This window comes from Celeribacter sp. (assembly GCF_048261515.1).
GTDB lineage: Bacteria > Pseudomonadota > Alphaproteobacteria > Rhodobacterales > Rhodobacteraceae > Celeribacter.
The window spans coordinates 176,958-203,623 of record NZ_JBLXFZ010000004.1 but is presented as its reverse complement, the minus strand read 5'-3'; the positions used below and the strand labels follow the sequence as shown (position 1 = coordinate 203,623).

22 protein-coding genes are annotated in these 26,666 nt (G+C 59.2%); 18 read left to right on the top strand and 4 right to left on the bottom strand.

All coding sequences use genetic code 11. The features are described from left to right. Positions 1-15: 15 nt before the first annotated feature. From ACN0SC_RS09530 to ACN0SC_RS09465, 14 genes are all read left to right on the top strand, one after another. The gene (locus ACN0SC_RS09530; RefSeq protein WP_417249441.1) at positions 16-1,890 is read left to right on the top strand and encodes a TRAP transporter permease; all 1,875 of its coding nucleotides are present in this window, start codon (positions 16-18) and stop codon (positions 1,888-1,890) included. Then, complete coding sequence (locus ACN0SC_RS09525) at positions 1,887-3,035, top strand: thiolase family protein (RefSeq protein ID WP_417249440.1); 1,149 nt, start codon at positions 1,887-1,889, stop codon at positions 3,033-3,035. Before ACN0SC_RS09530 ends, ACN0SC_RS09525 begins: the two co-directional genes overlap by 4 nt. Before the next feature lie 4 nt (positions 3,036-3,039). Next, positions 3,040-3,405, top strand: a complete 366-nt coding sequence (locus ACN0SC_RS09520; protein ID WP_417249439.1) for a Zn-ribbon domain-containing OB-fold protein — start codon at positions 3,040-3,042, stop codon at positions 3,403-3,405. Beyond that, a complete protein-coding gene (locus ACN0SC_RS09515; RefSeq protein WP_417249438.1) occupies positions 3,402-5,462 on the top strand; it encodes an acetate--CoA ligase family protein in 2,061 nt (686 codons plus the stop codon). The genes ACN0SC_RS09520 and ACN0SC_RS09515 overlap by 4 nt, the downstream gene beginning before the upstream one ends. Further along, positions 5,459-6,202 (top strand): SDR family NAD(P)-dependent oxidoreductase, encoded by a 744-nt coding sequence (locus ACN0SC_RS09510; protein WP_417249437.1) that lies wholly within the window; start codon positions 5,459-5,461, stop codon positions 6,200-6,202. The genes ACN0SC_RS09515 and ACN0SC_RS09510 overlap by 4 nt, the downstream gene beginning before the upstream one ends. Before the next feature lie 9 nt (positions 6,203-6,211). Next, positions 6,212-7,423 (top strand): acyl-CoA dehydrogenase family protein, encoded by a 1,212-nt coding sequence (locus ACN0SC_RS09505; protein WP_417249436.1) that lies wholly within the window; start codon positions 6,212-6,214, stop codon positions 7,421-7,423. A gap of 13 nt (positions 7,424-7,436) precedes the next feature. Continuing rightward, complete coding sequence (locus ACN0SC_RS09500; protein WP_417249435.1) at positions 7,437-9,038, top strand: AMP-binding protein; 1,602 nt, start codon at positions 7,437-7,439, stop codon at positions 9,036-9,038. A 6-nt stretch (positions 9,039-9,044) separates the two neighbouring features. Beyond that, the gene (locus tag ACN0SC_RS09495) at positions 9,045-10,085 is read left to right on the top strand and encodes a phosphotransferase family protein (RefSeq protein ID WP_417249434.1); all 1,041 of its coding nucleotides are present in this window, start codon (positions 9,045-9,047) and stop codon (positions 10,083-10,085) included. Positions 10,086-10,176: 91 nt separating this feature from the next. After that, complete coding sequence (bktB, locus tag ACN0SC_RS09490; protein ID WP_417249433.1) at positions 10,177-11,367, top strand: beta-ketothiolase BktB; 1,191 nt, start codon at positions 10,177-10,179, stop codon at positions 11,365-11,367. Between the two features lie 314 nt (positions 11,368-11,681). Beyond that, on the top strand, positions 11,682-12,737 hold the full coding sequence (locus ACN0SC_RS09485) for a Hint domain-containing protein (RefSeq protein ID WP_417249432.1): 1,056 nt from the start codon (positions 11,682-11,684) through the stop codon (positions 12,735-12,737). Positions 12,738-12,952: 215 nt separating this feature from the next. After that, positions 12,953-13,573, top strand: coding sequence for a 30S ribosomal protein S4 (gene rpsD / locus ACN0SC_RS09480; protein WP_417249431.1), 621 nt, complete (start codon positions 12,953-12,955; stop codon positions 13,571-13,573). A gap of 192 nt (positions 13,574-13,765) precedes the next feature. Next, entirely contained in the window at positions 13,766-14,854 is a 1,089-nt protein-coding gene (hisC, locus tag ACN0SC_RS09475) for a histidinol-phosphate transaminase (protein ID WP_417249430.1), read from the top strand. Next, the gene (locus ACN0SC_RS09470; protein ID WP_417249429.1) at positions 14,851-15,777 is read left to right on the top strand and encodes a prephenate/arogenate dehydrogenase family protein; all 927 of its coding nucleotides are present in this window, start codon (positions 14,851-14,853) and stop codon (positions 15,775-15,777) included. The genes hisC and ACN0SC_RS09470 overlap by 4 nt, the downstream gene beginning before the upstream one ends. After that, complete coding sequence (locus tag ACN0SC_RS09465; RefSeq protein ID WP_417249428.1) at positions 15,777-16,559, top strand: extensin family protein; 783 nt, start codon at positions 15,777-15,779, stop codon at positions 16,557-16,559. Before ACN0SC_RS09470 ends, ACN0SC_RS09465 begins: the two co-directional genes overlap by 1 nt. A gap of 4 nt (positions 16,560-16,563) precedes the next feature. Here the strand turns inward: ACN0SC_RS09465 and ACN0SC_RS09460 are convergent, their stop codons facing one another. Then, positions 16,564-17,565 (bottom strand): DUF2125 domain-containing protein, encoded by a 1,002-nt coding sequence (locus ACN0SC_RS09460; protein ID WP_417249427.1) that lies wholly within the window; start codon positions 17,563-17,565, stop codon positions 16,564-16,566. Here ACN0SC_RS09460 and ACN0SC_RS09455 point away from each other — a divergent pair. The 3 genes from ACN0SC_RS09455 to ACN0SC_RS09445 all read left to right on the top strand — a co-directional run bounded on the left by ACN0SC_RS09455 (position 17,564) and on the right by ACN0SC_RS09445 (position 21,176). After that, the gene (locus tag ACN0SC_RS09455; RefSeq protein ID WP_417249426.1) at positions 17,564-18,223 is read left to right on the top strand and encodes a gamma-glutamylcyclotransferase; all 660 of its coding nucleotides are present in this window, start codon (positions 17,564-17,566) and stop codon (positions 18,221-18,223) included. The two genes, ACN0SC_RS09460 and ACN0SC_RS09455, sit on opposite strands and share 2 nt — an antisense overlap. Before the next feature lie 116 nt (positions 18,224-18,339). After that, positions 18,340-19,509 (top strand): biopolymer transporter ExbB, encoded by a 1,170-nt coding sequence (locus ACN0SC_RS09450; protein WP_417249425.1) that lies wholly within the window; start codon positions 18,340-18,342, stop codon positions 19,507-19,509. 2 nt (positions 19,510-19,511) lie between these two features. Then, positions 19,512-21,176, top strand: a complete 1,665-nt coding sequence (locus ACN0SC_RS09445) for a peptidoglycan -binding protein (protein ID WP_417249424.1) — start codon at positions 19,512-19,514, stop codon at positions 21,174-21,176. Positions 21,177-21,188: 12 nt separating this feature from the next. Here ACN0SC_RS09445 and ACN0SC_RS09440 read toward each other — a convergent pair whose 3' ends face one another. The 3 genes from ACN0SC_RS09440 to gloB all read right to left on the bottom strand — a co-directional run bounded on the left by ACN0SC_RS09440 (position 21,189) and on the right by gloB (position 25,600). After that, complete coding sequence (locus tag ACN0SC_RS09440; RefSeq protein ID WP_417249423.1) at positions 21,189-22,187, bottom strand: M23 family metallopeptidase; 999 nt, start codon at positions 22,185-22,187, stop codon at positions 21,189-21,191. Positions 22,188-22,259: 72 nt separating this feature from the next. Further along, complete coding sequence (gene clpA, locus ACN0SC_RS09435) at positions 22,260-24,590, bottom strand: ATP-dependent Clp protease ATP-binding subunit ClpA (RefSeq protein ID WP_417249422.1); 2,331 nt, start codon at positions 24,588-24,590, stop codon at positions 22,260-22,262. A gap of 236 nt (positions 24,591-24,826) precedes the next feature. Continuing rightward, complete coding sequence (gene gloB, locus ACN0SC_RS09430) at positions 24,827-25,600, bottom strand: hydroxyacylglutathione hydrolase (RefSeq protein WP_417249421.1); 774 nt, start codon at positions 25,598-25,600, stop codon at positions 24,827-24,829. Between the two features lie 60 nt (positions 25,601-25,660). Between gloB and ACN0SC_RS09425 the strand changes: the two genes are divergently transcribed. Then, positions 25,661-26,410: a class I SAM-dependent methyltransferase gene (locus tag ACN0SC_RS09425; protein ID WP_417249420.1), complete on the top strand. Its 750-nt coding sequence runs from the start codon at positions 25,661-25,663 to the stop codon at positions 26,408-26,410. Positions 26,411-26,666: the final 256 nt, after the last annotated feature.

The following is a 26,666-nucleotide window of genomic DNA, read 5'->3' as shown; positions in this document are numbered from 1 at the left end:
AAAAGGAGACAGAACGTGAGACATGTTGCCATCGCGGCAAGTATCTTGCTTGCAGCCTTTCACTTCTGGACGGCCACTAGTGGCGTTTTTGAGAGTTTCACCCAGCGGAATACCCATCTGCTTTTGGTGCTCGCTGCGACCACCGCTTTTGTGCTGAGCAGAAGTCGCCAGGCGGGCGAATTGCGCCATAAAGTCATGGCGGTGGCAAGTGTCCTGCTATCGATCTCTCTTATCTATAACCTTGTGAATGCGGACTTCTTTGCCAACAGAATGGCATACGTCACGCCTCTCGATGGGCTGTCTATCGTGATGGCGCTTCTAGGTATGGCGGGACTTCTGGTTGTCGCAATTTTGATGATGGGGTGGGCCTTTGGCCTGATCATTATTGCATTCTTGATCTATGTCGCCTTCGGGCAGGTCTTGCCAGGAGCATTCGGGCATCGCGGCTTCGGGCTCTCGTGGATCGTGGATCACCTCTACTATACGAAAGAAGGGGTGTTTGGCATCCCGCTCGGGGTCTCGGCGACCTATATCTTTCTTTTCGTATTCTTTGGTGCTTTGCTCGATCGCTGTGGCGGAGGCAAGTTCCTGATTGATCTCGCACTGGCTATGACCGGCCGTCTGCGGGGCGGCCCAGCCAAGGCGGCAATTGTTGGCTCCGCAATGATGGGGACGATTTCGGGCTCAGCCGTCGCCAATGTCGTGACGACTGGTGCCATCACTATCCCGTTGATGAAGCGCAACGGCTACCGCTCGCATTTCGCGGCAGCGGTCGAAGCGGCAGCGTCCTCTGGAGGGCAGCTAATGCCGCCAGTTATGGGCGCAACGGCTTTTGTTATCGCAGAATTTGTTGGTCGTCCCTACCAGGACATCGCGATATCGGCGGTGGTCCCCGCTTTCCTGTTCTATCTCGGGATTTTCTGTGCCGTGCACTTCGAAGCTGTGCGCCAGGGGATCACGCGTTCAAGCGAGCGCATCGATGGCGGGCTCTGGACCGGGGTGCTGTATCTCGTGCCGATCGGCGTCGTGGCCGCTGCGGTGTTTGCCTATTCTCCTATGCGCGCTGGCGTTTTGGGAAGCGCCTCGGTGCTTGTTGTCGCCGCGTCCTACATGCTGTTTCGAGGCGAAATCGGGCAACTGCCTCGTCGGATTCTCGAAGGTATTGAGGCTGCCGCACGTGCGATGGGCCCAGTTGCGGTGGCCTGTGCTGCGTCTGGGATGATTGTCGGGGTGCTGAGCCTGACTGGGCTCGGGCTCGCGCTCAATAACGCAATTCTGGACTTGGCTGGGCAATCGCTTTGGGCTGCGCTCGTTTTGACGATGTTCTCGTCACTCATTCTCGGAATGGGGTTGCCGACCGTGGCGGCATATCTCGTGCAGGCTGGGGTGACTATTCCGGCGCTGGTCTCTCTTGGGGTCGAGCCGATCTCTGCGCATTTGTTCGTTTTCTACTTTGCAATTCTTGGCAATGTGACCCCTCCTGTTGCAGTGGCGGCATATGCGGCAGGAGGCGTGGCGCAAGCTGACCCTGCGCGCACGGGATGGACCGCTCTTGCGATTTCCGTTCCCGCTTTCATCGTCCCGTACATGTTTGTTCTCGATCCGGCGCTCTTACTGCAGGGTGGTTGGCTGGACATACTCGTCTCTGTTGCAACGGCCATCGTCGGTGTTGTTGCTCTTGCTGGCGCGATTGTTGGCTCGCTGTGGCGTAGGATCAGGTTTGTTTCGCGCTTGCCGCTGGCCGCAGGTGCGCTGCTGATGCTTATCCCTGGTGTCCCCACGGATGTTGCTGGCGCTGTACTTATCCTAATCGGAATCGGTTTTGCCGTCTCTCGTCCAGCACTCAGCCAAATCGAGATGTCCTCTGAAGAACGGGAGAATGCGCAATGAAAAACGCATTTATCGCAGGTGTAGGCCTTACGGCTTTCGGCCGATGTGAGGGAGAAGACACGCTTGATCTTATGAGCCGTGCAGCAAGGGCCGCGTTGGACGACGCAAGTTTGGAACGCAATCAAGTCGACGGGCTGGTGACGGGCTATTCTACCGCGATGCCGCACCTGATGTTGGCGACATTGTTTTCCGAACATTTTGGTCTACGCCCGTCTTATGCCAATGCGCTGCAACTTGGCGGGGCAACGGGTGCAGCGCTTATCATGCTGGCTAAACTGCTTGTTCAATCGGGCCAGTGCGAGAATGTTCTCGTCGTGGCCGGCGAGAACCGATTGACCAATGTGGGCGGTCGCGATCAGGCGATCCAGACATTGGCGCAGGTGGGTCATGCGCGGCAAGAGGTGCCGTTTGGTGCGATGATCCCTGGCTATTATGCGCTTTTGGCGGGGCAATACCTTCACCAGACTGGAGCGACTGAAGAGGACCTGGCTGAGATTGCGGTCTACATGCGCCGACAGGCGATACGCACGGAAGGCGCTCATATTACCACACCACTTAGTCTTGAAGAGGCGCTCGCCTCTCGTCCGATAGCGACGCCGCTGCGGCTGGCTGATTGCTGTCCGATTTCCGATGGTGCGGCGGCCTTTGTTATTTCATCGAAGCCCTCTGAACATGGCGCAGTGCGGATTTCTGGCTCAGGTCAGGCGCATCACCATCAGCACATCTCAATCGCAACAGACTCCAAAAACTATGGGGCAGCCGACGCCGCAGGACGTGCTTTCGCCGAGGCCGGTGTGGAACGCGGAGATGTCGAGATTCTCGGAATCTATGACAGCTTCACAGTGACCCTCGCGGTTTTGCTTGAGGAAACCGGATTTGCCCCTCGCGGACAGGCGGGACGTCAAATTGCGCAGGGTGCTCATGAGGGTAACGCACTGCCGCTCAACACACATGGCGGATTGCTGAGCTATGGACATCCGGGCGTTGCAGGCGGGATGGCGCATATGGTCGAGGTGACGCGGCAAATGCAGCGGCGCGCGGGGGAGCGGCAAGTGCCCTCGCCAGCGCGCACGGGCTATGTCCACGCCGATGGCGGGGTGCTTTCGGCTCACGTCGGACTTGTTCTCGAAACGGATCGGGGGTGACGGAATGAAAGCAATTGATGACCATATTTCGGCGGCTAATGAAGCTGGGCGCATCGTTTATCAGCATTGCTCCGGCTGCGGGCATAATCAGATTTTTGCGCGGGATTTTTGTGTCTCCTGTCTACGACCCGAGCCAGAGTGGCGTGAAGCTGAAGGGGCCGGAAAAGTCGTGGCCTGCGCGACCATGCATCGCGCACCAACCTCCGAGTGGAAGGCACGGTTGCCCTACGCCATTGCCCTGATCGACATTGCAGAAGGGCTACGCGTTATGGCGTTGGCCGACAACAATTTGCGCGCTGGAGATACGGCGCGCCTGCGGGAGCAGCCCGTTCACAATCTTCCCTATTTCGAACCTACGGTGACAACATGAGCCTTTCCTTTCTTCTCAACCCTACCAGTGTTGCGATTTTCGGGGCCTCCCAGAATCCTGAAAAAATTGGCGGGCGTCCAATCCGCTTCATGAAAGAGATGGGGTATTCAGGGCGGATTTATCCGATCAACCCTGTCCGCGAGAGTGTGCAGGATCTGCCATGTTACCCGGATCTAGACGCGCTTCCTGAAGTTCCGCAGGCGGCGATCATCGCGGTCGCTAAAGAACGTGTTCTCGAGACGCTACACCGTTGTGCTGAACGTGGAGTGAAGGCCTGTGTTGTTATGGCCAGCGGGTTTGGCGAAGCTGGAGAGGATGGTAGGCAGGCTGAAGAAGAGATGCGTGCCATTGCCGCCAGTAGCGGGATGCGGATAGTGGGGCCGAACAGTCAGGGGTTGGCCGACTTCAACACTGGCGCGATCTTGAGCTTTTCGACGATGTTTATCGAAGAGCCCCCCGAGGCTGGGCCAGTGGCCTGCATCAGCCAGAGCGGCGCAATGAGTGTTGTGCCCTATGGTCTGCTACGTCAGCGCGGTATCGGTGTTGGGCATTGCCATGCTACAGGCAACGATGCCGATGTGAGCGTAAGTGAACTGGCAGCCGAAGTAGTGCTCGACCCGAAGGTGAAGCTCTGCATTCTCTATCTGGAAACGCTTCAGGATCCCGCTAATCTGGCGCTTGCCGCAGAAAGAGCGCGGGTGCGTGGTGTGCCGATTATTGCTCTGAAGTCAGGGCGCTCTCCCGATGGGCAGCGTGCTGCCGCCTCACATACTGGTGCCATTGCAACCGAGGACCGTGTGATCGACGCTTTTCTGGAACGTCACGGAATTTGGCGTGCAGATGGGACAGAAGCGATGGTTCAGGCGGCGGAGCTGTATCTTCAAGGCTGGAACCCGACGGGCAAGCGGATCGCCGTTGTGTCGAACAGCGGCGCGACTTGCGTGCTTTCAGCCGATGCGGCCGAACGTTACGGGCTGGACCTGGCACCTTTGGCGCCGCAAACAGAAGAAGCCATTCGCGACGTGCTGCCAGATTTTGCGGCAAGCCAAAACCCGATTGATATTACCGCCGCATTGCTGACCGACAGCGGCCTGTTCGGCAAAGTGCTGCCCAAGGTGGGTGCGGATCCGAATATCGATATCCTGATGATTGGTATTCCAGTGAGCGGGAAGGGATATGATTTCGAGCGTTTCGCGCAGGACACCGCTGACTTCGTGCAGGCTTTCGGAAAACCAGTGGTTCTGGCGGCGCCACAACGCTTTGTTCGTGAAGCATTTGCGCGCAAGGGAATCCCGACTTTCGAAACCGAGGACGGAGCGATACGTGCGCTGGCGCAATTTGTCGATCATATTGCGCTCATTCGCAATGCCATTGGGGGCCCGGTTAGACCTGTGGTCGAAGCTGGCAATGGCCGGACAACACTCGACGAATTCGCATCACTCGCCCAAGTGGCGGGAAAAGGAGTTCGTGTGCCTCAGCAGAAGATTTGTACCACGGTCGAAGAAGCGCAAAATTTCCTTACTGGATGTCCTGATGGAATAGTTCTGAAAGCGAATTCCCCGCAAATTCCGCATAAGTCCGAACACGGGCTCGTGCGTGTAGGTCTGCGGACGCCTGAAGAAGTCGCGCGGCACTTTTCTGAAATTGAAGCGAAGCTCGAGGAAATGGACGTCGCATTCGAAGGGGTTCTCTCTGCCGAGATGCTCTCGTCAGGGCATGAACTTGTCGTGGGTGGGCATCTGGATCCGGTGTTCGGGCCAGTTGTCGTCGTTGGCGACGGAGGAATCGCCGTCGAGGCCATGCCTGATAATTGCCTGCTGATGCCTCCCTTTACGCAACAGGATGTGGCGGCGGCGCTCTCACGGCTACGGATCGGCCCTCTGTTCGATGGGGTGCGCGGTGGCAAAGGGCTGTGCGCTGAGGCAGTGTTCGAGGCCGCTCGGGGAGTCGCTGAATTGCTTTCGGCAGGCAATGTGCTCGCGGTTGATATCAATCCGTTGATTACTACGACCGATGGCGCAACCGCGGCGGATGCTTTGCTCGAGGTGCGAGCATGAGGCAACTTGAAGGTAAAAGGGCGCTCGTAACTGGCGCCTCAGGTGGTCTGGGATTGCATTTCGCAAAAGTTCTTGCGCGGGAAGGTGCGGTTGTGACGCTGGGTGCGCGGCGTGAAAGCGCGTTGGTAAAGGCTGTCGCCGAGATCACAGAAGCAGGCGGACGTGCCAGCCATGTTGTGCTGGATGTCGGTGATACTGCGTCAGTCAAAGCGGTCTTCGAAGGGCCCGCTTACGATATCGTTGTCAACAATGCGGGAGTGACCCATGACGGTCCTGCGCTCAAGACAGCGCCTGAAGACTGGCGACGGGTGATCGATACCGATCTGACTGGGGTCTTCACCGTGGCGCAAGCGGCGGCGCAACGTCTGGTCGATGAAAAACGACAGGGCAGCATTATCAACATTGCCTCCATCCTTGGCCTTCGGGTCGCGGGCCACGTTGCCGCCTACGCGACGGCCAAGGCAGGTGTGGTCCAGTTAAGCCGTTCGCTCGCTTTGGAATGGGCGCGGCACGGCATTCGCGTGAACACGCTATGCCCTGGCTATATCGAGACTGACCTGAACAGGGACTTTTTCGCATCTGACGCTGGGCAGGCTTTGATCCGTCGCGTTCCACAGCGACGACTTGGACAACCCGAAGACCTCGATGGCCCGCTTCTCCTGCTTGCTTCTGATGCCAGTCGTTTCATGACCGGAACAGAGATCGTGGCCGATGGTGGCCACCTTGTTTCATCGCTCTAAGGATCTGATATGGATTTTACTATTTCCCCCCGCGTCGAGGACTTTCGTGCCCGCATTGCACGGTTCGTTGAAGACGAGATTTTACCCCTTGAAGAAGATCGCGCGAACTATGATCCGCACGAAAACATCAGGACGGATATTCTGGAGTATCTTCGAGAGAAAGCACGCGCAGAGGGGCTTTGGTGCTTGCAACTCAAGGAAGAGAGTGGCGGGCAGGGCCTTGATAAGGCGGGTATGGCGGTCTGCTATGAGGAAATGAACCGCTCGATCTTCGGGCCCGCCGTCTTTAATTCGGCGGCTCCTGATGATGGCAACATGATGGTGCTGGAAAAGGTTGCGAGCGAGGAGCAGAAGAAACGTTGGTTGCAGCCGATCGTGCAAGGCAAGGTTCGTTCGGCATTCGTCATGACCGAGCCGCATCCCGGTTCCGGCTCGGATCCTGGGGGCATGATGCTGACCACCGCGACCAGAAAGGGTGACAAATATGTAATCCGCGGACGGAAGTGGTTCATCACAGGTGCCGAGGACGCGGATCATTTTATCCTTGTGGCGCGCACGTCGGATGATCCGCGTAAAGGCCTTTCGGCGTTCCTGCACAGCAAGGACGAGCCAGGTTTCCGTATTGACCGGCGTATTCCGATTATGGGGCCGGAGGAGCATGGTGGCCATTGCGAGATCGTTTATGAGGACATGGAAATCCCAGCCGAGAACCTGCTCATGAACGAGGGAGATGGGCTGAAAGTGACCCAGATCCGTCTTGGACCTGCGCGCTTGACCCACTGTATGCGCTGGTTGGGGCTTAGCAAACGGTGTGTCGAAATCGCCAGCACCTATGCGCACGAGCGTTTTGCTTTTGGCGAGCGGCTTTCAAAGCGTGAAAGCGTTCAAATGATGCTCGGGGATCTTGCTATGCAGATCGAGATCGGCCGTATGCTGGTGATGAAGGCCGCATGGGAATTGGACCGCGGCAGTTATGCCCGCAAAGAGGTGTCGATGGCAAAAGTGCATGTGGCCAATGTTCTGCACAAAGCCGCCGATACAGCGATCCAGATCAACGGGGCGCGTGGGTATTCCAAAGACACGCCGCTTGAGTGGATCTATCGCTATGCCCGTCAGGCTCGGTTGGTCGATGGTGCGGATGAGGTTCACAAAATGGTTCTGCATCGGCACGTCGAGGCACAGGGCCGCGGGTTCTGGTCTTGGGATGTCACTGAAAACTGAGGAGGTATCAGCAATGCGGGATGAAGCATACCTTGCGCCGAAGGACGCCAACTTCAGGCCGTTGACGCCATTGGATTTTCTCGAAAGATCTGTGTCCATCTACTCGGATCGGACAGCCGTTATCTGGCGCGATCAAAGCTGGAGTTATGGAGAATTTAACGGCATCGTATTGGAGTTTGCGGCCTGGCTGGAGGAGCAGGGCATAGGTCAAGGCGACGTTGTTTCGATGATGTGCTCTAACCGACCAGAAATGCTGGCGGCACATTACGCGGTGCCTATGCTCGGGGCCACGCTGAATTCGATCAATACGCGGCTTGATGAAGAGGCGGTTGAATACATCCTCGGCCATAGCAAAAGCCGTCTGGTGATCGCCGATCCATTGTGTGAACCCGTTGCCAAGGCTGCGGCAGTTAAGGTCGGTTTGCCATGCATCGGTCTTGCCCCAGATGGGCGTGATGAGGAGACTGGGCTTGCGCTCCTTGGCGCTGCTCCTGCACTTGCGGTCGATATGGCTTCTCGAGTTACAGACGAATGGCATCCGATTGCACTCAACTATACATCTGGAACAACCAGTCTCCCGAAGGGGGCGATACTCCACCATCGCGGAGCCTACCTGAATGCGCTCGGCAATATGCTGGCACTCGGTTTCAATGAGCAAACCGTTTACCTTTGGATTCTGCCTATGTTCCATTGCAACGGTTGGTGCCACACTTGGGCGGTCACGGCGGCAGGTGGCGTGCATGTCTGTCTCGATCAGGTCGAGCCGACGGAAATCTTCCGGAGCATCGAAAACGCGGGCGTCACGCATATGGCCTGTGCGCCGGTTGTTCTTTATATGTTGCTCAACCACGAGGCACGTAATTTACGAAATCCGTCAAACCGTGTGACGGTCGCTTCTGGCGGGGCCGCGCCGACAAGCACCCTCATTTCCCAAATGGATGAGATAGGCTTCGGGTTTATTCATCTGTACGGGATGACCGAGTCATTTGGCCCAGTTTCGCTGCGGACCTTGGATGACTCCGAGGAAGAACTTGAAACCAGTCAGCGAGCTAATTTGCTTGCCCGTCAAGGGAGCCGTCATGTGACGGCCAACCGCATTCGGGTGGTAGATGACGCGATGAATTCGGTTCCTTCGGACGGAAACACGATTGGTGAAATCGTGTTGCAAGGGAACACTCTCATGGCGGGCTACCTCGGGGACGCGCAAGCAACCGAAGACGCGTTTCGGGATGGGGTGTTCCACACTGGAGACTTGGCGGTCATGCATCCCGACGGACAGATCGAAATCAAGGATCGTGCAAAGGACATCATTATTTCGGGTGGAGAGAATATTTCGAGCCTTGAAGTCGAAAACGTTCTGCACCTTCACCCCGCGGTGGCCTTGGCCGCAGTTGTAGCGAAGCCGCATCCGAAATGGGGTGAGGTCCCCTGTGCCTTTGTCGAGGTCAGATCAGGTTGGTCGGTCGAACCCGAAGAGTTGCGGAATTTCTGCCGAGAGCGACTGGCGCGTTTCAAAGCACCGCGCGAGATCGTCTTTACCGAGCTTCCAAAGACAGCCACGGGCAAAATCATGAAGTTTGAGCTGCGACACCAGACAAGTGAACAAGGAAGCTAGTCCGTCATGACTTCTATAACCAATTCTGCCCCCGACTTTGCGCCCGAAGCGCTGCATGGCTTTCTCGATGATCACTTCGGTGCGCATGATCATCTTGAAATCGAGAAGATTTCCGGAGGGCAATCCAACCCTACCTATTTCGTTACGCATGGCGACCGTCGGCTGGTGCTGCGAAAAAAACCTGCTGGTCCCATCTTGCCAGGGGCTCATGCGATTGAACGTGAGTATCGCGTCATGTCGGCCCTTTATCCGACGGGTGTTCCCGTCGCAAAACCGTTGGTGCTTCATCAGGATCCCGCACTTCTGGGCACACCGTTTTATCTGATGGAGCGGGTCGAAGGCAGAGTGTTCGACGATTGCGCGTTGGAGGAGCTTCCAGCAGAAGAGCGGCGCGGCATCTGGATGGCGCTTGCTGATGCGATGGCCAAAATGCATGCCGTCCGCCCAGAAAAAGTTGGGCTGGACGACTACGGGAAGCCTGGCAACTATTTCGAGCGTCAGATCAACCGCTGGAGCAAGCAATGGCGCCAGTCTAGCGGCGGGCCGATTCCTGCGCTCGATGTATTGGCCGACTGGTTGCCTGCAAACCTGCCCGAAGATGACGGGATGGTGCGACTGGCGCATGGCGATTTCCGAATGGGAAATATGTTGTTCCACCCCAGCAAGCCAGAAGTGGTAGCAATCCTTGATTGGGAGCTTTCAACACTTGGCCATCCGCTTGCAGATCTCGGGTTTTGCGTAATGCCATGGCATACCACGCCTGAAGAATATGGAGGGATTCTCGGTCTCGACCATTTGGCGCTCGGCATACCTGACGAGAGCGAGTTTGTGGCACGCTATATGGAAGGGATGCCCGATAGCGGGCCGCTTCTTCCATTTCATAAGGTATTCGCCCTGTTTCGTTTTGCCGTGATCTTCGTGGGGATCGCCGACAGGGCAAAGGCGGGTAATGCAGCGGCGGAAAATGCCGCCGAAGTTGGCTTGCTTGCAGAGCGGTTTGCCGAGCGAGCGCTCGAAATAGTTGAAGGCCGAGAGCACGTCATATAGGCATGGTGACGATCGTCATGTGGCTTAAAGTACAAGAGCGCCCGAAGAAACTCCGTAAGGAGCGGGGCCATGAATCTAGAGGACCAAGAAAATGAGTTGCAGAGAAGTTGTCATCGCGTCGGGTGTTCGGACGGCCATCGGAGAAATGGGTGGCGCACTAGCTGGTATATCGCCTTGTGAACTTGCCGCTACTGTCGCGCGAGAGGCTATCGCGCGATCTGGCGCAGATGCGAAAGACGTCGGGCAGACAGTGTTTGGCAATGTGATCCACACTGCGCCAGAGGATATGTATCTTTCACGTGTCGCTGCCATCCGTGCCGGTATTCCCGAAACTTCCCCGGCACTCACTTTGAACCGTCTCTGCGGGTCGGGTTTGCAAGCGATCATTACCGCGTCGGAAGCCATCTTGCTCGGGAACGCCGAAATTGCCGTCGCAGGTGGCGCAGAAAGCATGAGCCGTGCGGGGCATCTGATGTCGCAAGCGAGGTTCGGTCAGAAAATGGGAGACATTCGCGCAACCGACATGATGGTTGGCGCCCTGACGGATCCTTTTGGAAACGGACATATGGGGGTTACCGCCGAGAATGTAGCTAAACAATATGGCCTCGAAAGAGATGTTCAGGATCGTTTGGCCGTGGAGTCGCATCGGCGCGCAGCACAGGCAATCTCCGAGGGTCGCTTCAAGGAGCAAATTCTTCCGATCACTGTGAAGAGGGGGCGTTCTGAAGCCGTATTTGACACCGACGAGCGTGTTCGTGATGGGGCAACTCTTGAGGATATGCGCAAGCTAAGACCTGTTTTTGACCGCGACGGCTCGGTTACGGCAGGCAATGCTTCGGGCATCAATGACGGAGCGGCTGCTGTCGTTCTGATGGAAAGCGCGGTCGCTTCGGATCGGGGGCTCACTCCTTTGGCAAAAATTGTGTCTTACGGCCACGGAGGCGTTGCGCCTGATGTTATGGGGCTTGGGCCAATTCCAGCGGTACAGCAAGCTTTGGACCGCGCTGGTTTGAGCGTTGCCGACATGGATGTTATCGAGTCCAATGAAGCCTTTGCCGCACAGGCGTGCGCGGTTGCAAAGGATCTGGGCTTTCCCGAGGACAAGACCAATCCGAATGGTGGCGCGATTGCGCTTGGTCATCCAATCGGTGCCTCGGGTGCTATCCTGATGGTCAAGCTGGCCTATGAACTGAAACGGATTAAAGGGCGGTTTGGCCTTGTCACCATGTGTATCGGCGGCGGTCAAGGCATCGCTGTGATCGTGGAGAATGCCGAGGCGTAACTGTGAGTGGGATCGTCACGTTATAGAGCCGCGCAAACCACACTTAATGGAAGAACAGGTTTCACAATGGGTCTGACTACTGACCCATTGTGAAGCGAACCATGAAATTGCCTTACCTTTTTTCGGGAGCATCGACGTTTGCGCGGGTGCTAACTTCTTGTAGCCGACAGTCATGGCCCAATACGTTATCTGTAGAGCGCGCAGAAGCGTCGGCAGGTCCCATTCCAGCCCCTCTGACAAATTTTGTTAACACTGCGAATCACCTGTGATAGGCTGGCCTCAATAAAAAGACGATAAAATGGCAGGCAGCAGGTATGGGGACGGGCTCTTTAAGCACGTTTGTCATCGCATGGGCGCAGGTGGAGATCGATGGTTTCCACAATACTCCTCTTTCGGCGGTGACGATTGGCGCGACGATGCGCTGGTCTGGGACGGCGGTGTGCGTCGATGGTGCGCGCAGTGTCTTGGTTCTTGATCAGGCAATCGGCAACGCGGAACTTCACCAACGCGCGGCGCGGATGGTGCGACGTCTGGTCGGGACGGCGCTCGACGGGCGCGTGGCGCCAGCAGGGCCGCAGGACCGTCTTTTCGATGGCGGCTTCGATGTGACCGACGGGTTGAAGAAATACGAGCTAACCCTCATAGACATGCCCCAACTTGGCGCGCCACTTGTAATGTGTTTGGGTGATGTGCCGCCCGAAGGGGTCGACCTTTGGGTGACAGACTGCCATATCGCGGCGCTGCGCGAGGCCGAGGAGGCGTGTCAGGGCGGAGCCATCTGCTTCACCCCGCAGACGATGATCGAGACGCCGCAGGGCGCGCGCGCGGTAGCTGAACTCTCCGAAGGCGACTGGGTTCTGACCAAGGATAACGGCCCGCAGAAGATCATGTGGATCGGCGGTCGGCGCATTAGCGGTGCGCGGCTCTATGCCATGCCCGAATTGCGACCTGTGCGATTGCGCGCCGATGCGCTCGGAGTAGGGGAGCCGACGAGCGACCTTGTTGTATCGCCCCACCACAGGATGCTGATCGGAGGGGCGGCAGCGCGTGAATTGTTCAACGCGGATGAAGTGCTGGTTGCCGCGCAGGATCTCGTTAACGACCGCTCCATCGTCGTGGACCGCCACATCCGTGAGGTGAGCTATATCCACCTCATGCTCGAAAGCCATCAGGTGCTCTTTGCCAATGGGCTGGAGACGGAAAGTTTTCACCCCGCCTTCACCGATCTCGGCGCCCTTGATGCAGGGCAGCAGGAGCGCCTTCTGACGGTTATGCCCGAGCTTGATCGTGGTGCCGATCTCTATGGTCCCGCCGCGCGACGGACGTTAAGTTCGGCGGAAGCGGCCATCTTGCTCCACGCCGCCGCCTGAAACGCAGGCCATTCGCTTGACTCCCCCACAAACGGCGGTATAAGCCCGCTCATCCGCAGCCCGAAAGGGTGGCGGTCTTATTTATTGGTGTTGGTGGCTCCCGCAAGGGAACGCCTGTCGCCCGAGGACCATGAGGGTCCGACGGAAAGGACAGCACCTTTCATTTGCATTCGGGGCGCAAGCCGCAATGCACCAAAACTGAAAGGATCCAGATCGTGACCAAACGCACGTCTGCCAAGTACAAAATCGACCGCCGCATGGGTGAAAACATTTGGGGTCGCCCCAAATCACCCGTCAACCGCCGCGAATATGGCCCCGGCCAGCACGGTCAGCGCCGCAAGGGCAAACTGTCCGACTTCGGTCTCCAGCTGCGCGCCAAGCAGAAGCTGAAAGGCTACTACGGCGATCTGACGGAAAAACAGTTCAAGCGCATCTTTAACGAAGCCGCACGTGTGAAAGGCGACACTGGTGAGAACCTTGTTGGCCTGCTCGAGCGCCGCCTCGACGCTGTTGTTTACCGCGCCAAATTCGTCGCGACCGTCTTCGCTGCACGTCAGTTCGTGAACCACGGCCACGTGCTCGTGAACGGCCAGCGCGTCAATATCCCCTCCTACCGTGTGAAAGAGGGTGACGTGATCGAGGTCCGCGAGAAATCCAAGCAGCTCGCAGTTGTTCTCGAAGCGACCCAGCTCGCCGAGCGTGACGTTCCCGACTACATCGAAGTCGATCACTCCAAAATGACCGCGACCTTCGTGCGTACGCCGGGCCTGTCCGACGTTCCCTACGCGGTTCAAATGGAACCGAACCTCGTGATCGAATACTACGCTCAGAACTAATTCTGAGCCGACATTCGACAGAATTACGAAAGGCCGCCCTCCGGGGCGGTCTTTTGCATTTCGGAGGAGAGTGGGTGACCTGTGCGCCTTTTGGCACGGGGTATCCCTCGTGACGTTGCTCGTGCGAGTTGTATCTGGCAATGGTGTCTGCCCGACGCTAAGAGGGGCTGGTATCAACTTGCGAGTGGACCGATGACCAGCCAGATCAAACCGCAACCCGGGATTCTCGACATTAAGCTCTATCAGGGCGGAACGAGCGATGTCGCGGGCGTCGACAATGTGGTCAAACTTTCATCCAACGAGAATCCCTTCGGCGCACCCGAGGGGGCTAAGGAGGCGTTTGTCAAATCCGTCCACACCATGCATCGCTACCCCAACACCGACCACCGCGCGCTGCGCGAGGCGATTGGCGCGGTGCACGGCCTTGATCCCGAGCGGGTCATTTGTGGTGTGGGATCCGACGAGATCATCACCTTCCTCTGTCAGGCCTACGCGGGCGTGGGGGATGAGGTGATTTACACCGAGCACGGTTTCTCAATGTATAAGATTTCCGCGCGTGCCGCAGGGGCGACGCCTGTATGCGTGCCCGAGCGCGAGCGGGTCGTGGATGTTGACGCGATCCTCGCGGCCTGCACCGAGCGCACGAAGCTGGTGTTCATCGCCAATCCCGCTAATCCGACAGGCACCATGATCGGTGCGGCGGATGTTTCACGTCTGGCCGAAGGGGTGCCGCCACAAGCGATCCTTGTCCTCGACGGGGCCTATGCCGAATACGTCGAAGGCTACGATGGCGGCGCGTCACTTGTCGAGGCGCGCGAAAATGTAGTGATGACCCGCACTTTCTCCAAAATGTACGGTCTGGGGGGGATTCGGATTGGTTGGGGCTATGGCCCGAAAGCAATCATCGACGTTCTCAACCGCGTGCGCGGGCCGTTCAACCTGTCCGAGCCACAACTTGCGGCTGCCGAGGCGGCTGTGCGAGACACGGCATGGGTGGAGAAATGCCGCGCGGATAACACCCGTTTGCGTGGCTGGCTTGCCGAGGCGCTGATGGAGCATGGGGTGCCTTCGGATACCTCCTGCGCCAATTTCATCCTCGCACGGTTCCAGTCGCAGGAAGAGGCCGAAGCTTGTGACGACTTCCTCAAGTCTCAAGGGCTGATTGTGCGCCGCGTGGCGGGTTACGGTCTGCCGAACTGCCTGCGGATCACCGTGGGCGACGAGCCCGCATGTCGCCGTGTTGCCCATACTATCGGTCAGTTTCTGGAGCAGACGCGATGAGTGAAGCCGTGCGTTTCGAGCGCGTCGCGCTGATCGGTCTTGGACTAATCGCAGGGTCCATGTCGCTGGCCATGCGTCGCGCAGGCATTGCGGGCGAAATTACGGGCTATGCGCGCTCGGCAGCCACCCGTGACACCGCGCGAGAGATCAGCCTCGTGGACCGCGTTTGCGACAGTGCGCAGGACGCGGTGAAGGATGCCGATCTGGTTGTGCTTGCCGTGCCCGTGGGGGCGATGGCTGATGTGATGGCCGATATCGCACCCGTCCTAAAAAAAGGCGCGCTGGTCACGGATGTCGGCTCCGTTAAGAGATCCGTGTTCGACGCTGTGTTACCACAACTGCCCGAAGGCGTTTCCTTCGTGGGGTCACACCCGATGGCGGGCACCGAGCATTCAGGGCCGCGCGCGGGGTTTGCGGAACTCTTCGACAATCGCTGGTGCCTAATCGTCGCGCCAGAAGGAGCGGAAGAAGCCACGGTTGAAAAGCTCGAAACCTTCTGGCGTGCGCTTGGATCGCAGACGGAGCGTATGGATGTTGGGCATCATGACCTTGTCTGTGCGGTTGTTTCCCATGCGCCGCACCTCATCGCCTATACGATGGTGGGCGTGGCCGATGACCTTAGCCGCGTGACCGATCAGGAAGTGATCAAATTCTCTGCCGCAGGCTTTCGCGATTTCACTCGAATTGCCGCCTCCGACCCGACGATGTGGCGTGACGTGTTCCTCACCAACAAGGAGGCGACGCTCGAAATTCTGGGCCGCTTCACCGAGGAGCTGTTTGCCCTGCAGCGCGCGATCCGTCAGGGCGATGGAGAGCATTTGCACGACTACTTCACCCGCACTCGCGCAATTCGTCGTGGGATTATTGAGGCGGGTCAGGACACCGATGCCCCCGATTTCGGGCGCGCGAAGAAGAGCGATTGATGCGCGCGCGGCGGGCGATCACGCTGGCGCTTTTGGTCGCCACGCTTGCATCGGCCGCCCGAGGTGAGATTGTTCGTTCGCCCATCCCCGTGCTGCGTCCTGCAGGTGACATCGGGCGCGAAACGCCCAAACCTCCACAGGCTGAGTGGCAGCCGTCGGCGCCTGCCGTTAAACACTCGCCCCTGCCGCAAGCCCGCCCAGAAGATTTTGCTGAACGGGCGCAAGCCGCCCTCGCCAAATCCAAGGTCAGCTATGGGCACAAGGGGTCGGTCTGTGGCAATGCGGCCATTCGCGGTCAGGCGAGCACTGCGATCCCTGGACGGATCAAGGGCTGCGGCGTGGAGGCTCCTGTGCGCGTGACCGAAATTGCGGGGCTGAAATTCTCGAGCCCCGCGACCATGGATTGCACAACGGCGAAGGCGCTTCACACATGGATCGAGGAAAGTGCGAAGCCCGCTGTGCGACCCTTGGGCGAGGCTGCGGGCCTGCATGTCATGGCGTCTTATGCATGCCGCACGCGCAACAATCAGAAGGGCGCAAAGATTTCCGAACACGGGCGAGGGCGGGCGATTGATATCGGCGGGGTCCGGCTCACGAATGGCAATACGATCTCGGTCCTGAAAGATTGGGGGAAGGGGGCCAAGGGCACGGCCCTGCGCACGATGCATCGCGGAGCCTGCGGTCCTTTTGGCACTGTGCTCGGTCCTGATGCCGACCGCTTCCACCGCGATCATTTCCACTTCGATACAGCGCAATATCGTTCGCGATCTTACTGCCGTTAAAGTCCTAACGGATGATGAAACGTGGAGCAGGCCCGATAGGGATAAAGCCCAGTGAGATCATGCCGTCCGACAGCGTCAGTTCCGCATCAATCGTGTCGGCATTGCCTTTGAGGCCCGCGAGCATCTGGCCCGCGCGCAGGGTGAGGCTTTCCAGATCAGCGGGGAGCGCTCCCGTGGCAACGGCAATCTCCACCATCTCGCGCCAGTTGCGTGCCTTTACCGCGACTCTTCCCGTCGCCACTCCGCGCGCGTCAATGTCGAGGTTGCCCGCGATCTGCAGGTCGAGCTTACCCCAGCGGGCAGCCAGATTTTCTAGCTCTATCCGTGTCGGTTGTGGACGGCGGTGCTCCAGAGCGGTGATATCCCACGGTGTATCGAAAGCGACTCGCGCAACGAATTCGAGCTGTTCGAAACGGTCCGAGAGCAACCCGTCGGCATCCAGAGCCGCGATCAACCCGTCCGAGGGCGCAAGGTCGGTGAAGTGGGCGTTGATGTCATAAAGGTTTTCTCCATCCGCGCGCCGCACCAGCGCGCCATGCAAATCCGCCACTGAAAGGCCCCAGTCTAGGGACGAGGTGAGTGACAGGTCGCGCAATGTAACGGCGGCGCGCTCCAACGTCAGGGCCGAATCTGCTTCCACGAAGAGGTCGGCCGTTGCCTCATCCTGTGTGATCTCGATCTTTTGAAGCGGTGTCGAGAGCGTAGCCTCGGATGCAAAAGTCGTGGTCAGTGCGGTTGGCGCGTAGCTGGCCGAGGAAATCTCCACAAAAGGCGCGCGGTAGGCAACGCCTGTGCGCGGGTCGGCGAGTTGCGGCGCAATGATCACCCGCTCGAATCGCAGTGGATAGCCTCCCGTCTCCACGCCCTCGTATTCCGCTTGCCAGCCAGCTGCCTCGCGACCGTCGAGCCACGCGGCGATGGCGCGTTCCGACCCCGTGGCGGCCACAAACCAGTAGCCCGAGTAGAGCGCGGCGGCGATGAGGAGCAGCCAGAGAACCTTACGCATGGCAGACCTTTCAAGATCGGGGCTTCAATGTCATTGTGCGCCCGTGTTTAACGGGAGCGTTGCACATAGGAAAGCGGGGAACGCGGTGGCGTGGCAAGCGGCAGGTTTAGGGCGGATCGATGTGAGCGCGGGCTTTTGGGTCTTCGGTTACGGATCTCTGATGTGGAACCCTGGTTTCGAGTTTCTCGAACGGGTGCCCGCGACCCTTGAAGGTTACGCGCGCAGTTTTTGTATGTGGTCGATCCACCATCGCGGCAGTCCCGAAGCGCCGGGGCTTGTGCTTGCCCTCGACGCGGATCAAAGGGCAACCTGTCGTGGTCTGGCGTTTCATGTCGGGCCTGATGTAGCCGAGGCGACCCTGATCGCGCTACGTGAGCGCGAGTTGGTGTCTTCGGCCTATGTGGAGACACGGGTGGATTTACAGCTTGATGACGGGCGCAGGGTCAACAGCCTTGCCTATGTCGTCGACCGTGTGCACGAGCAGTACACTGGCGAAATGAGCCTTGAACGGCAGGCCGATGTAATCGCGCAGGCTGTGGGCGGACGCGGGCCAAACTGCGAGTATCTCTTCAACACCGCGTTGCACCTTGCCGAGATCGGAATGGAAGACCGCGAGTTGAGCGAACTGGCCGAAATGGTGCGTCGCCGCCGCGCCTGAAACGTCGCCCAGAAGGCGTGCGATCAAGGCGAGGCAAATCGCGTGTTGGCAGGACTGGGTTCCTCCCCTATCCTCACACCAAATATTAGTTAATCACAGATCAGGATAAGGCCACAATGGACCAACCCGATCGCGAGGCCGAGCATCACTTCTCGCAACCCGTGCGCCAGATCGTCTCGATGATCGTTGTGCTGGGGCTGGTGGGTTTCGGCTTCTACATTGCGCTGCCGCGTGTCGCGCCCGTGTTCCTCGCAAACCCGTATTTGAACGGGTTCATTGCGATTGTCTTTGTCGTGGGGGTATTGGCGTGTTTCTGGCAGGTGGTGCAGCTTGTTGCCTCCGTCAGTTGGATCGAGCGGTTCACGGGAGTGCGCCCCGATACAAACACCAAGCGCGCGCCACGCCTCTTGGCGCCACTTGCCTCGCTTCTGCGTGGACGCGAGAAAAATCTGCAGATCTCTTCGGCCTCCTCGCGCTCTATTCTCGACTCTGTCGCCACACGGATCGACGAGGCGCGTGACTTTACGCGATACCTCACCAACCTTCTGATTTTCCTTGGCCTTCTGGGCACGTTCTTCGGTTTGGCGACGACCGTGCCTGCAGTTGTCGATACGATCCGCTCACTCGCGCCCTCAGGAAACGAGAGCGCAACGGATGTCTTTGCGCGCCTCATGAGTGGTCTGGAACGCCAACTCGGCGGTATGGGCACGGCCTTCTCCTCCTCGCTTCTCGGTCTGGCGGGGTCTTTGGTCGTTGGGATGTTGGAGCTCTTCGCTTCACACGGTCAGAACCGCTTTTACCGCGAGTTGGAAGAGTGGATGTCCTCGATCACGCGCATCGGGTTCTCGGCCGCGGATTCCGATGGTGGAGAGATGAGCGGCGCGGCGGCGGTGCTCGATCACATGAGCCAGCAGATGGAAGCCCTTCAATCGCTGTTTACGCAATCCGATATCTCGCGTGCGATGATCGACGAGCGGATCGGTGATCTTGTGACTTCGGTCGACAGGATGGTGAACAAGATGGAGGGCGATGCCGCGCTTGCCGATGTGCTGGGGCGGGTGGCCGATGGTCAGGAACGCCTGATCGCGGCGCTACAGGAGCGTGAAGTCGAGGGCGGCGCGCATGTCGATGCCGAAAGCCGTATGCGTCTGCGCTCCATCGACGTTCAATTGTTGCGTATCCTCGAAGAAATTTCGGCAGGGCGGCAGGAAAGTCTGACGGAAATTCGACGCGAGATTGCCAATTTCACGCGCACCTTGCGTGATACCAGCGAGCCAAGGGGGTAGCCATGGCCGTCCTGCGCCGCTCCTCGCAACGCATGTCGGGGTCGATCTGGCCCGGATTCGTGGATGCGATGACGGCGCTCTTGCTGGTTCTGATGTTCGTGCTGACGATCTTTATGGTTGTTCAGGACATGCTGAACGAAACAATCACGGGCCAGCAAAACGAACTCGACGAGCTTGGTGCCGAGGTCAACGCACTGGCTCTGGCGCTCGGCTTGGAGCAACAGCGCGCTATGGGGTTGGAGGATCAACTCGGTAGCCTGCGCGCGACCCTTTCGGAAACCCGCGCCGAGGCTGATCGTCAGGCCGCGCTCATCTCCACGCTGCAGGCACAGAACGCCGATCTCACAGATCAGACGGCGGCGCAATCGGCGCGGATCGCGAGCTTCGAGGAGCAGGTTGCAAGTCTTCTGGCGGAGCGGGATGCCGCGCGTGCGGAAGGGGAGGCGCTTGCGGCTGATCTCGCCGATCTGGAAGCCGCCAATGCGCAGATTATTTCCGAGCGCGAGGCGTTGCAACTGGCGTTGGCGCAGGCCCGCGACGAGATTGATGCGGCGACCGAGACAGCCCGACTGGCCGCCGCTCGACGCGAGGCGCTGGATGCTCTGGTGGCCGATCTTCGTGCGCAAGCCGCTGAACGCGATGCGGCTTTGGCCACGGCGGTAGCGCGCGCCGAGGCGGTGGAGACGGAGTTGAGCGAGGCGGAAAAGGCGCGGCTGGCAGATGCGGCGGCGCTGGAGGCGCTTCGGGAGAAATTACAGGAGTCGGATGCGGAGCTGACCGCGATGACGCTTGCGCTTGAGGAGCAGCGGCGCGATGCGGAAGAGACCCTGACACTGCTAGCGGCGGCGAATGCCTCGCGCGAAGAGTTGGAGGCGCGGCTGGACACGGAAGTGACCGAGGCCGAGCGCCAAGCCGCGCTGCTGGAAACCGCGCGTCAGGCTCTCCAAAACGAACAGGCACAATCAGCGGAGAGCGCACGCAAGGTGGCGCTCCTGAATGCACAGATCGCCGAATTGCGCGGGCAACTGTCGTCGCTTCAAGCCACGCTGGACGACCGTGTGGCGCGCGATGTGCAGGCGGAGGTCCAGATCGACACGCTGACCGCGCGCCTCAATTCCGCGCTTGCGCAGGTCGCGGCGGAAGAAAAGGCGCGGGCGGCTTTGGAAGAGGCCGAGCGCAAACGGTTGGAGGAAGAGGCCAAACGGTTGGAGAATTACCGCTCGGAGTTCTTTGGGCGGATGCGTGAAGTTCTGGGCGACCGCGAGGGCGTGCGGATCGTGGGCGACCGCTTTGTGTTCTCCTCCGAGGTGTTGTTCGAGCCTGCTTCCGCCGATCTCGGCGCAAACGGGCGGGGGCAGATCGCGCGGGTTGCCTCTATCCTTGGTGAAGTGGCCAGCGAAATTCCTCCAGAAATCGACTGGGTGATCCGCGTGGACGGGCATACCGATCGCGTGCCCTTGTCGGGGACGGGCGAATATGCCGACAACTGGGAGCTGTCGCAGGCGCGTGCCTTGTCCGTGGTGCGCTACATGTCGGAAGAACTGGGCTTCCCGCCTGACCGTTTGGCGGCAGCAGGTTTCGGCGAATACCATCCCGTTGCCGAAGGCGACAGCCCTGAGGCACTGGCTCAAAACCGCCGCATCGAGTTGAAACTGACAGAGAAATAGGCGCGGGCGGGTTTAGGGCGCAACGTCGAACCGTATCAATTCAGTGTCGATTGTCTTTCCCTTGCGGCGCATCTGGGCGATTGCGGAGTAGGAACCGACGGGCCAGTTTTCGCCCCTCATTCCCGTTGCGCGGTAGGTCAGGTCTTGCTGCTTCTCCAGCGTAAACTCGCGATAGGTGATTTCCCCTTCTGGCCCCGAGATCGACAGACGCAGCTCGTCACCTTCCTGCGTGCCGAAGGCGAGGGCAAAAACGACGAGAGCGGGTGCACTCGCGGGCAGGGTTGCGCGTCCTGCTGTGCCGTCTTTGACCGTTTCGTATTCGGGCACGGCATCGCTCACGCCTAGCCCGATCAACCCACCAGGTTGGTAGACCATGGGCGCTTGCCACAGCGATCCTCCGAGTTTGCGAATGTCGTCGCAGGCGATGATGCCGTCGGGGTTGAACGGGTCGACGACCTCGCCATCCTTTCGCAGGATGAAGTTGAGGTGCGGATAGTTGCTCTTGCCCGACTTTCCGACTTGGCCGATGGGGGACGCCATACCGACACGCTGGCCTTTCTGCACGGAGATCGATCCTTTTGCGAGGTGGCAATATTGCGTGGTCCAGCCGTCGCCGTGGTCGATCACTACGCCATTGCCGCATTCGCGGCCTTTGATTTCGTCGGCCATGTTCGGGTCAAAGGGGCGGTCGGGTTCGCCATCGCGTAGCGCGCGAACCGTGCCAGGTGCGGCGGGACGCACGTCGACACCTGCACGCATCGCGGCACGGTCGGGCAGGCCGAAACTCGTCCCTTTCGCGCCGTCATAGGAGAGCGTGCCGCAAGTGAAATCGGCAAAGCCGTGGCTGGGATCGGTGTCGACGAAATGCTGAATGTAGCAGGTCTCGCCAAGCGTGCATTCTACAGGCGGATTGAGCAGGGGCGGTTTGGCCCGCGCGGTGTGGGGCAGGGCCGTCACAGCAAGGGCTGTGAGAAGTGCGGTGTAACGACAATGGAAAGAAGCGTGCGGCATGGTGCCAAGCTTGCGCAAGGAAAAGGCCCCGTCAAGCGACGGGGCCTCAATTCGTTTGCGATGTAGGCCGGATTACTCGGCGGTCAGAAGTGGTGGCTTTTTCGAGCGGCCGATGCGTGGCGCATCGGGGCTTTCGATCCGCAGGTCGATCTCGCCATCTTTGACGCCAACCTTGACCACACCACCCTTCGCGAGTTTGCCGAATAGCAACTCTTCGGCGAGGGGCTTTTTGATGTGTTCCTGAATTACGCGGCCCAGCGGACGCGCGCCCATCTTGTCATCGTAACCTTTGTCCGCGAGCCATTCAGCAGCGGGGCGGGTGAGTTCGATGTGGACGTTGCGGTCCATGAGCTGCGCTTCGAGTTGCAGCACGAACTTCTCGACCACTTGCAGGATGACCTCCTTGGGCAGCGGCGAGAAGGAGACCACGGCATCAAGGCGGTTGCGGAATTCGGGCGTAAAGGTGCGCTCGATTGCGGCAGTGTCCTCACCCTCGCGACGATCGCGGCCGAAACCGATGGCTTCTTTCGCCTGTTCGGTGGCCCCCGCGTTGGAGGTCATGATCAGGATCACATTGCGGAAGTCCACCGTGCGACCGTTGTGGTCGGTGAGTTTTCCGTTGTCCATTACCTGCAACAGGATGTTGTAGACGTCAGGGTGCGCTTTCTCGATTTCGTCGAGAAGCAGGACACAGTGCGGATGCTGGTCGACGCCGTCGGTGAGCAGGCCGCCTTGATCGAACCCAACGTAGCCCGGAGGTGCGCCGATGAGGCGGGAAACCGCGTGTTTCTCCATGTATTCCGACATGTCAAAACGCAGGAGTTCTACGCCGAGCGAGGAGGCGAGCTGGTTGGCGACCTCGGTTTTCCCTACGCCAGTCGGGCCAGCGAAGAGGTAGTTGCCGATGGGCTTCTCGGGCTCGCGCAGACCTGCGCGGGACAGTTTGATGGCGGAGCTGAGAGTTTCGATGGCCTTGTCCTGACCGAAGACCACACGTTTGAGTGCGCTTTCGAGATCCTTGAGCACTTCCGCATCGTCCTTGGAGACGTTTTTCGGCGGGATGCGGGCGATTTTCGCCACGACCGCTTCGATGTCCTTGGGCGAAATCGTCTTGCGCCGCTTGCTTTCGGCCACGAGATGCTGCGCGGCACCCGCTTCGTCGATTACGTCGATCGCCTTATCAGGGAGCTTACGGTCATGGATGTAGCGTGCGGAAAGCTCCACGGCGGTCTTGATCGCGTCGTGGGTGTAGCGAATGTCGTGGTGCTCTTCAAAATAGGGCTTGAGACCCTGAAGGATTTTCACGGCATCTTCGACCGAAGGCTCGTTGACATCAATCTTTTGAAATCGACGGGACAGAGCACGGTCTTTCTCGAAATGCTGGCGGAATTCCTTGTAGGTGGTCGACCCCATGCAGCGCAGCTTGCCACCCTGAAGCGCAGGCTTGAGCAGGTTGGAGGCGTCCATCGCGCCGCCAGAGGTGGCGCCTGCACCGATCACGGTGTGGATTTCGTCGATGAACAGAATCGCGTCGTCGTGATCTTCAAGCTCTTTCATCACAGCTTTGAGGCGCTCTTCGAAATCACCGCGATAGCGGGTGCCCGCGAGTAGCGCGCCCATGTCGAGCGAGTAGATGGTTGTGTTGGCCAGCACTTCGGGCGTTTCGCCGTCGATGATCTTCTTGGCCAGCCCTTCGGCAATGGCGGTTTTGCCCACGCCAGGATCGCCCACCAGAAGCGGGTTGTTCTTGCGGCGGCGGCAAAGCACCTGAATGCAGCGCTCAACTTCGTGGGCGCGGCCGATCAGTGGATCAATATCGCCTTTCGCGGACTTCTTGTTGAGGTCGACGCAGTATTTGGCGAGCGCCGATTCCTTGTCCTCGCCACCCTCGGTGGTGCTGTGGTTGGTCTCGTCAGCCGCGTCATCGGCGCCCGTGATAGGGCGACTCTCGCCAAAAGCGGGATCCTTGGCGACACCGTGTGCGATGTAGTTGACGGCATCGTAACGGGTCATGTCCTGCTCTTGCAGGAAATAAGCCGCATTGCTTTCGCGTTCAGCAAAGATTGCGACCAGTACATTGGCACCTGAAACCTCGGTGCGGCCCGAGGACTGCACATGGATGGCGGCGCGTTGGATGACGCGTTGGAAGGAAGCCGTGGGCACGGCTTCGGAGCCTTCGACATCCGTCACGAGTGTCGAAAGATCGTCCTCGATGTAATCGAGAAGCGTTTTGCGCAACTCTTCGAGATCGACCGAACAGGCCTGCATCACACGGGCCGCGTCGGGTTCGTCGATCAACGCCAAGAGCAGGTGTTCAAGCGTCGCAAGTTCATGGCGGCGCGCGTTCGCCAGCGCCAACGCAGAATGGATCGCTTGTTCGAGAGAGTTTGAAAATGACGGCACGTCGATAGTGCTCCTTACTTCGGGGGCTGTCGGGGGCTTAAGGTCGTGGCCCTCGATAACCGTGGCCTGATACTCTTAAAGTTCGATTGAAATGCGCGCTCTTCAAGGGAAAAAACTGTTAACTCACATATCTTTTTTGTGAACAGCCAGTTTTTGTGCGGTTTCGGCGGGGCGCGCCAATCGACTTTTCAAGATTGAATCTAACGGCGTGAGCGGCGTTTACAAGCGTCTGGGGATCAAAAAGAGTCTTTGCGCGCACGGATTTCGGCAAAGACCGCTATGTCGCTGGCGCCCTCCATACCCACGGCTGACTTGATCTGCGGCAGGTGGGTGCGCAGGAACGGGTTGGTGGCCAGCTCCTCTGACAACAGCGAGGGAACGGTCGCGCCGCCTGCGTCCAACACGTCATTGATAGCCGCTGCGCGCTCTTGCAAAGCCTCGCTGGACGCCTCGATGGTCAGGGCGAATGCGGCGTTTCCCTTGGTGTATTCGTGGCCCGAATAGATCAACGTGTCAGCGGGCAGGGCGGCGAGGCGGGTGAGCGTGTCGTGCATTTCCTCGGCGGTCCCCTCCAGCAGGCGGCCACAGCCCAGAGCCATGAGACTATCGCCTGAAAACAACGCTTTGGCGGCAGGGATGTGGAAGGCGATATGGCCTCTGGCGTGGCCGTCGACGGGCAGCACATCGACCCGCGTGCCGCAGAAATCAAAGGATGTGCCGCTAGTGACTTCGAGATCGAGCGGGGGCAGGCGGTGCGCTTCGGCGCTGTTGCCGCGCACCTTGGCACCCGTTGCCGCGACCAGATCGCTGACACCGTCCACGTGGTCCCAATGGTGGTGCGTCAGCCAGATCTCGTCGAGGGTCCATCCGTGCGCATCCAGCGCCGAGAGCACGGGGGCCGCGCCACCACAATCCACGACGGCAACGGTATCTGTCTCGGTGTCGCGGATCAGGAAATAGTAGTTGAGAAAGACGTCGAGTGCGGGGACGGTGACGATTTCGAGAGGCATGGCGTTTCCTTGCGACTTGGCTATTGTGAGGGACAATTGATCCCGAGGTCTGAAAAAGCAATGCATCTCGACGTCGTCGACCTAAGGAATTTTTATTACCGCACGGGGCTTGGCCGCGCGGCGCAACGGGCAATTCGCGCGCAGATGCTTGATCTCTGGCCTGATGCCTCGCGTCAAACCGTTGCGGGATTCGGATTCGCGGTGCCGTTGTTGCGTCCCTATCTTGCGGACGGGCGGCGCGTGGTGGGATTGATGCCCGATCAACAAGGCGTGATGCCGTGGCCTGCGGGAATGCCCAATGTCTCGGTCCTGTGCCAAGAGGCGCTATGGCCGTTGCAGACGGGATTCGTGGACAAGCTGGTGGTCATGCACGGGCTGGAGACCTCCGACAGTCAGACCGAATTGTTGCAAGAATGCTGGCGTGTGCTGGGGCCGGGGGGCAAGGCGCTCTTTATTGTGCCGAACCGCGCGGGACTGTGGTCGCGCTCGGACAATACGCCCTTCGGATACGGGCGCCCCTATTCGCTCGGCCAGTTGGAAACCCAGCTCAAAGGGGCGGGTTTCGTACCCGAACGCCATCGCGCCGCACTCTATCAGCCCCCGTCACATAAGCGGTTCTGGCTGCGGTCGGGGCCCGCGTGGGAGAAGGTCGGGCGATCCCTGTCCACCGTGCTGGCCAGCGGCGTGTTGATGGTCGAGGTGTCCAAGCGGGTCTATGCGCAAAGCGGCACGGGCAGCCCCGAGGCTGTTCGTCGTCCGTTGCGGGTGCTCGACGGGTTGCGACCCGTGCCCGAAGCGAAGCCCGTTTGAGCCGATGAATCAGTGCCGCGACACTTTCGTGTCGCAACGCTCCGAGCGACTTCCGAGGGGCAAAAGTCGCACAGGAATCGCGCGAATCCCGTTTGGTGGCTGCGGCGAATTCGACTTTTCTTGCCAATTTGAAGCTCAAAATTGACTAAGTCACTGAAAAGGCTAAGAGGCATTAATCCTTCTGTTGGCGCTAAAGTCGCGCAACAAGGTTGCGGGACGGATGATGCTCTGCTACACCCACGCCGATTTTGCAGCC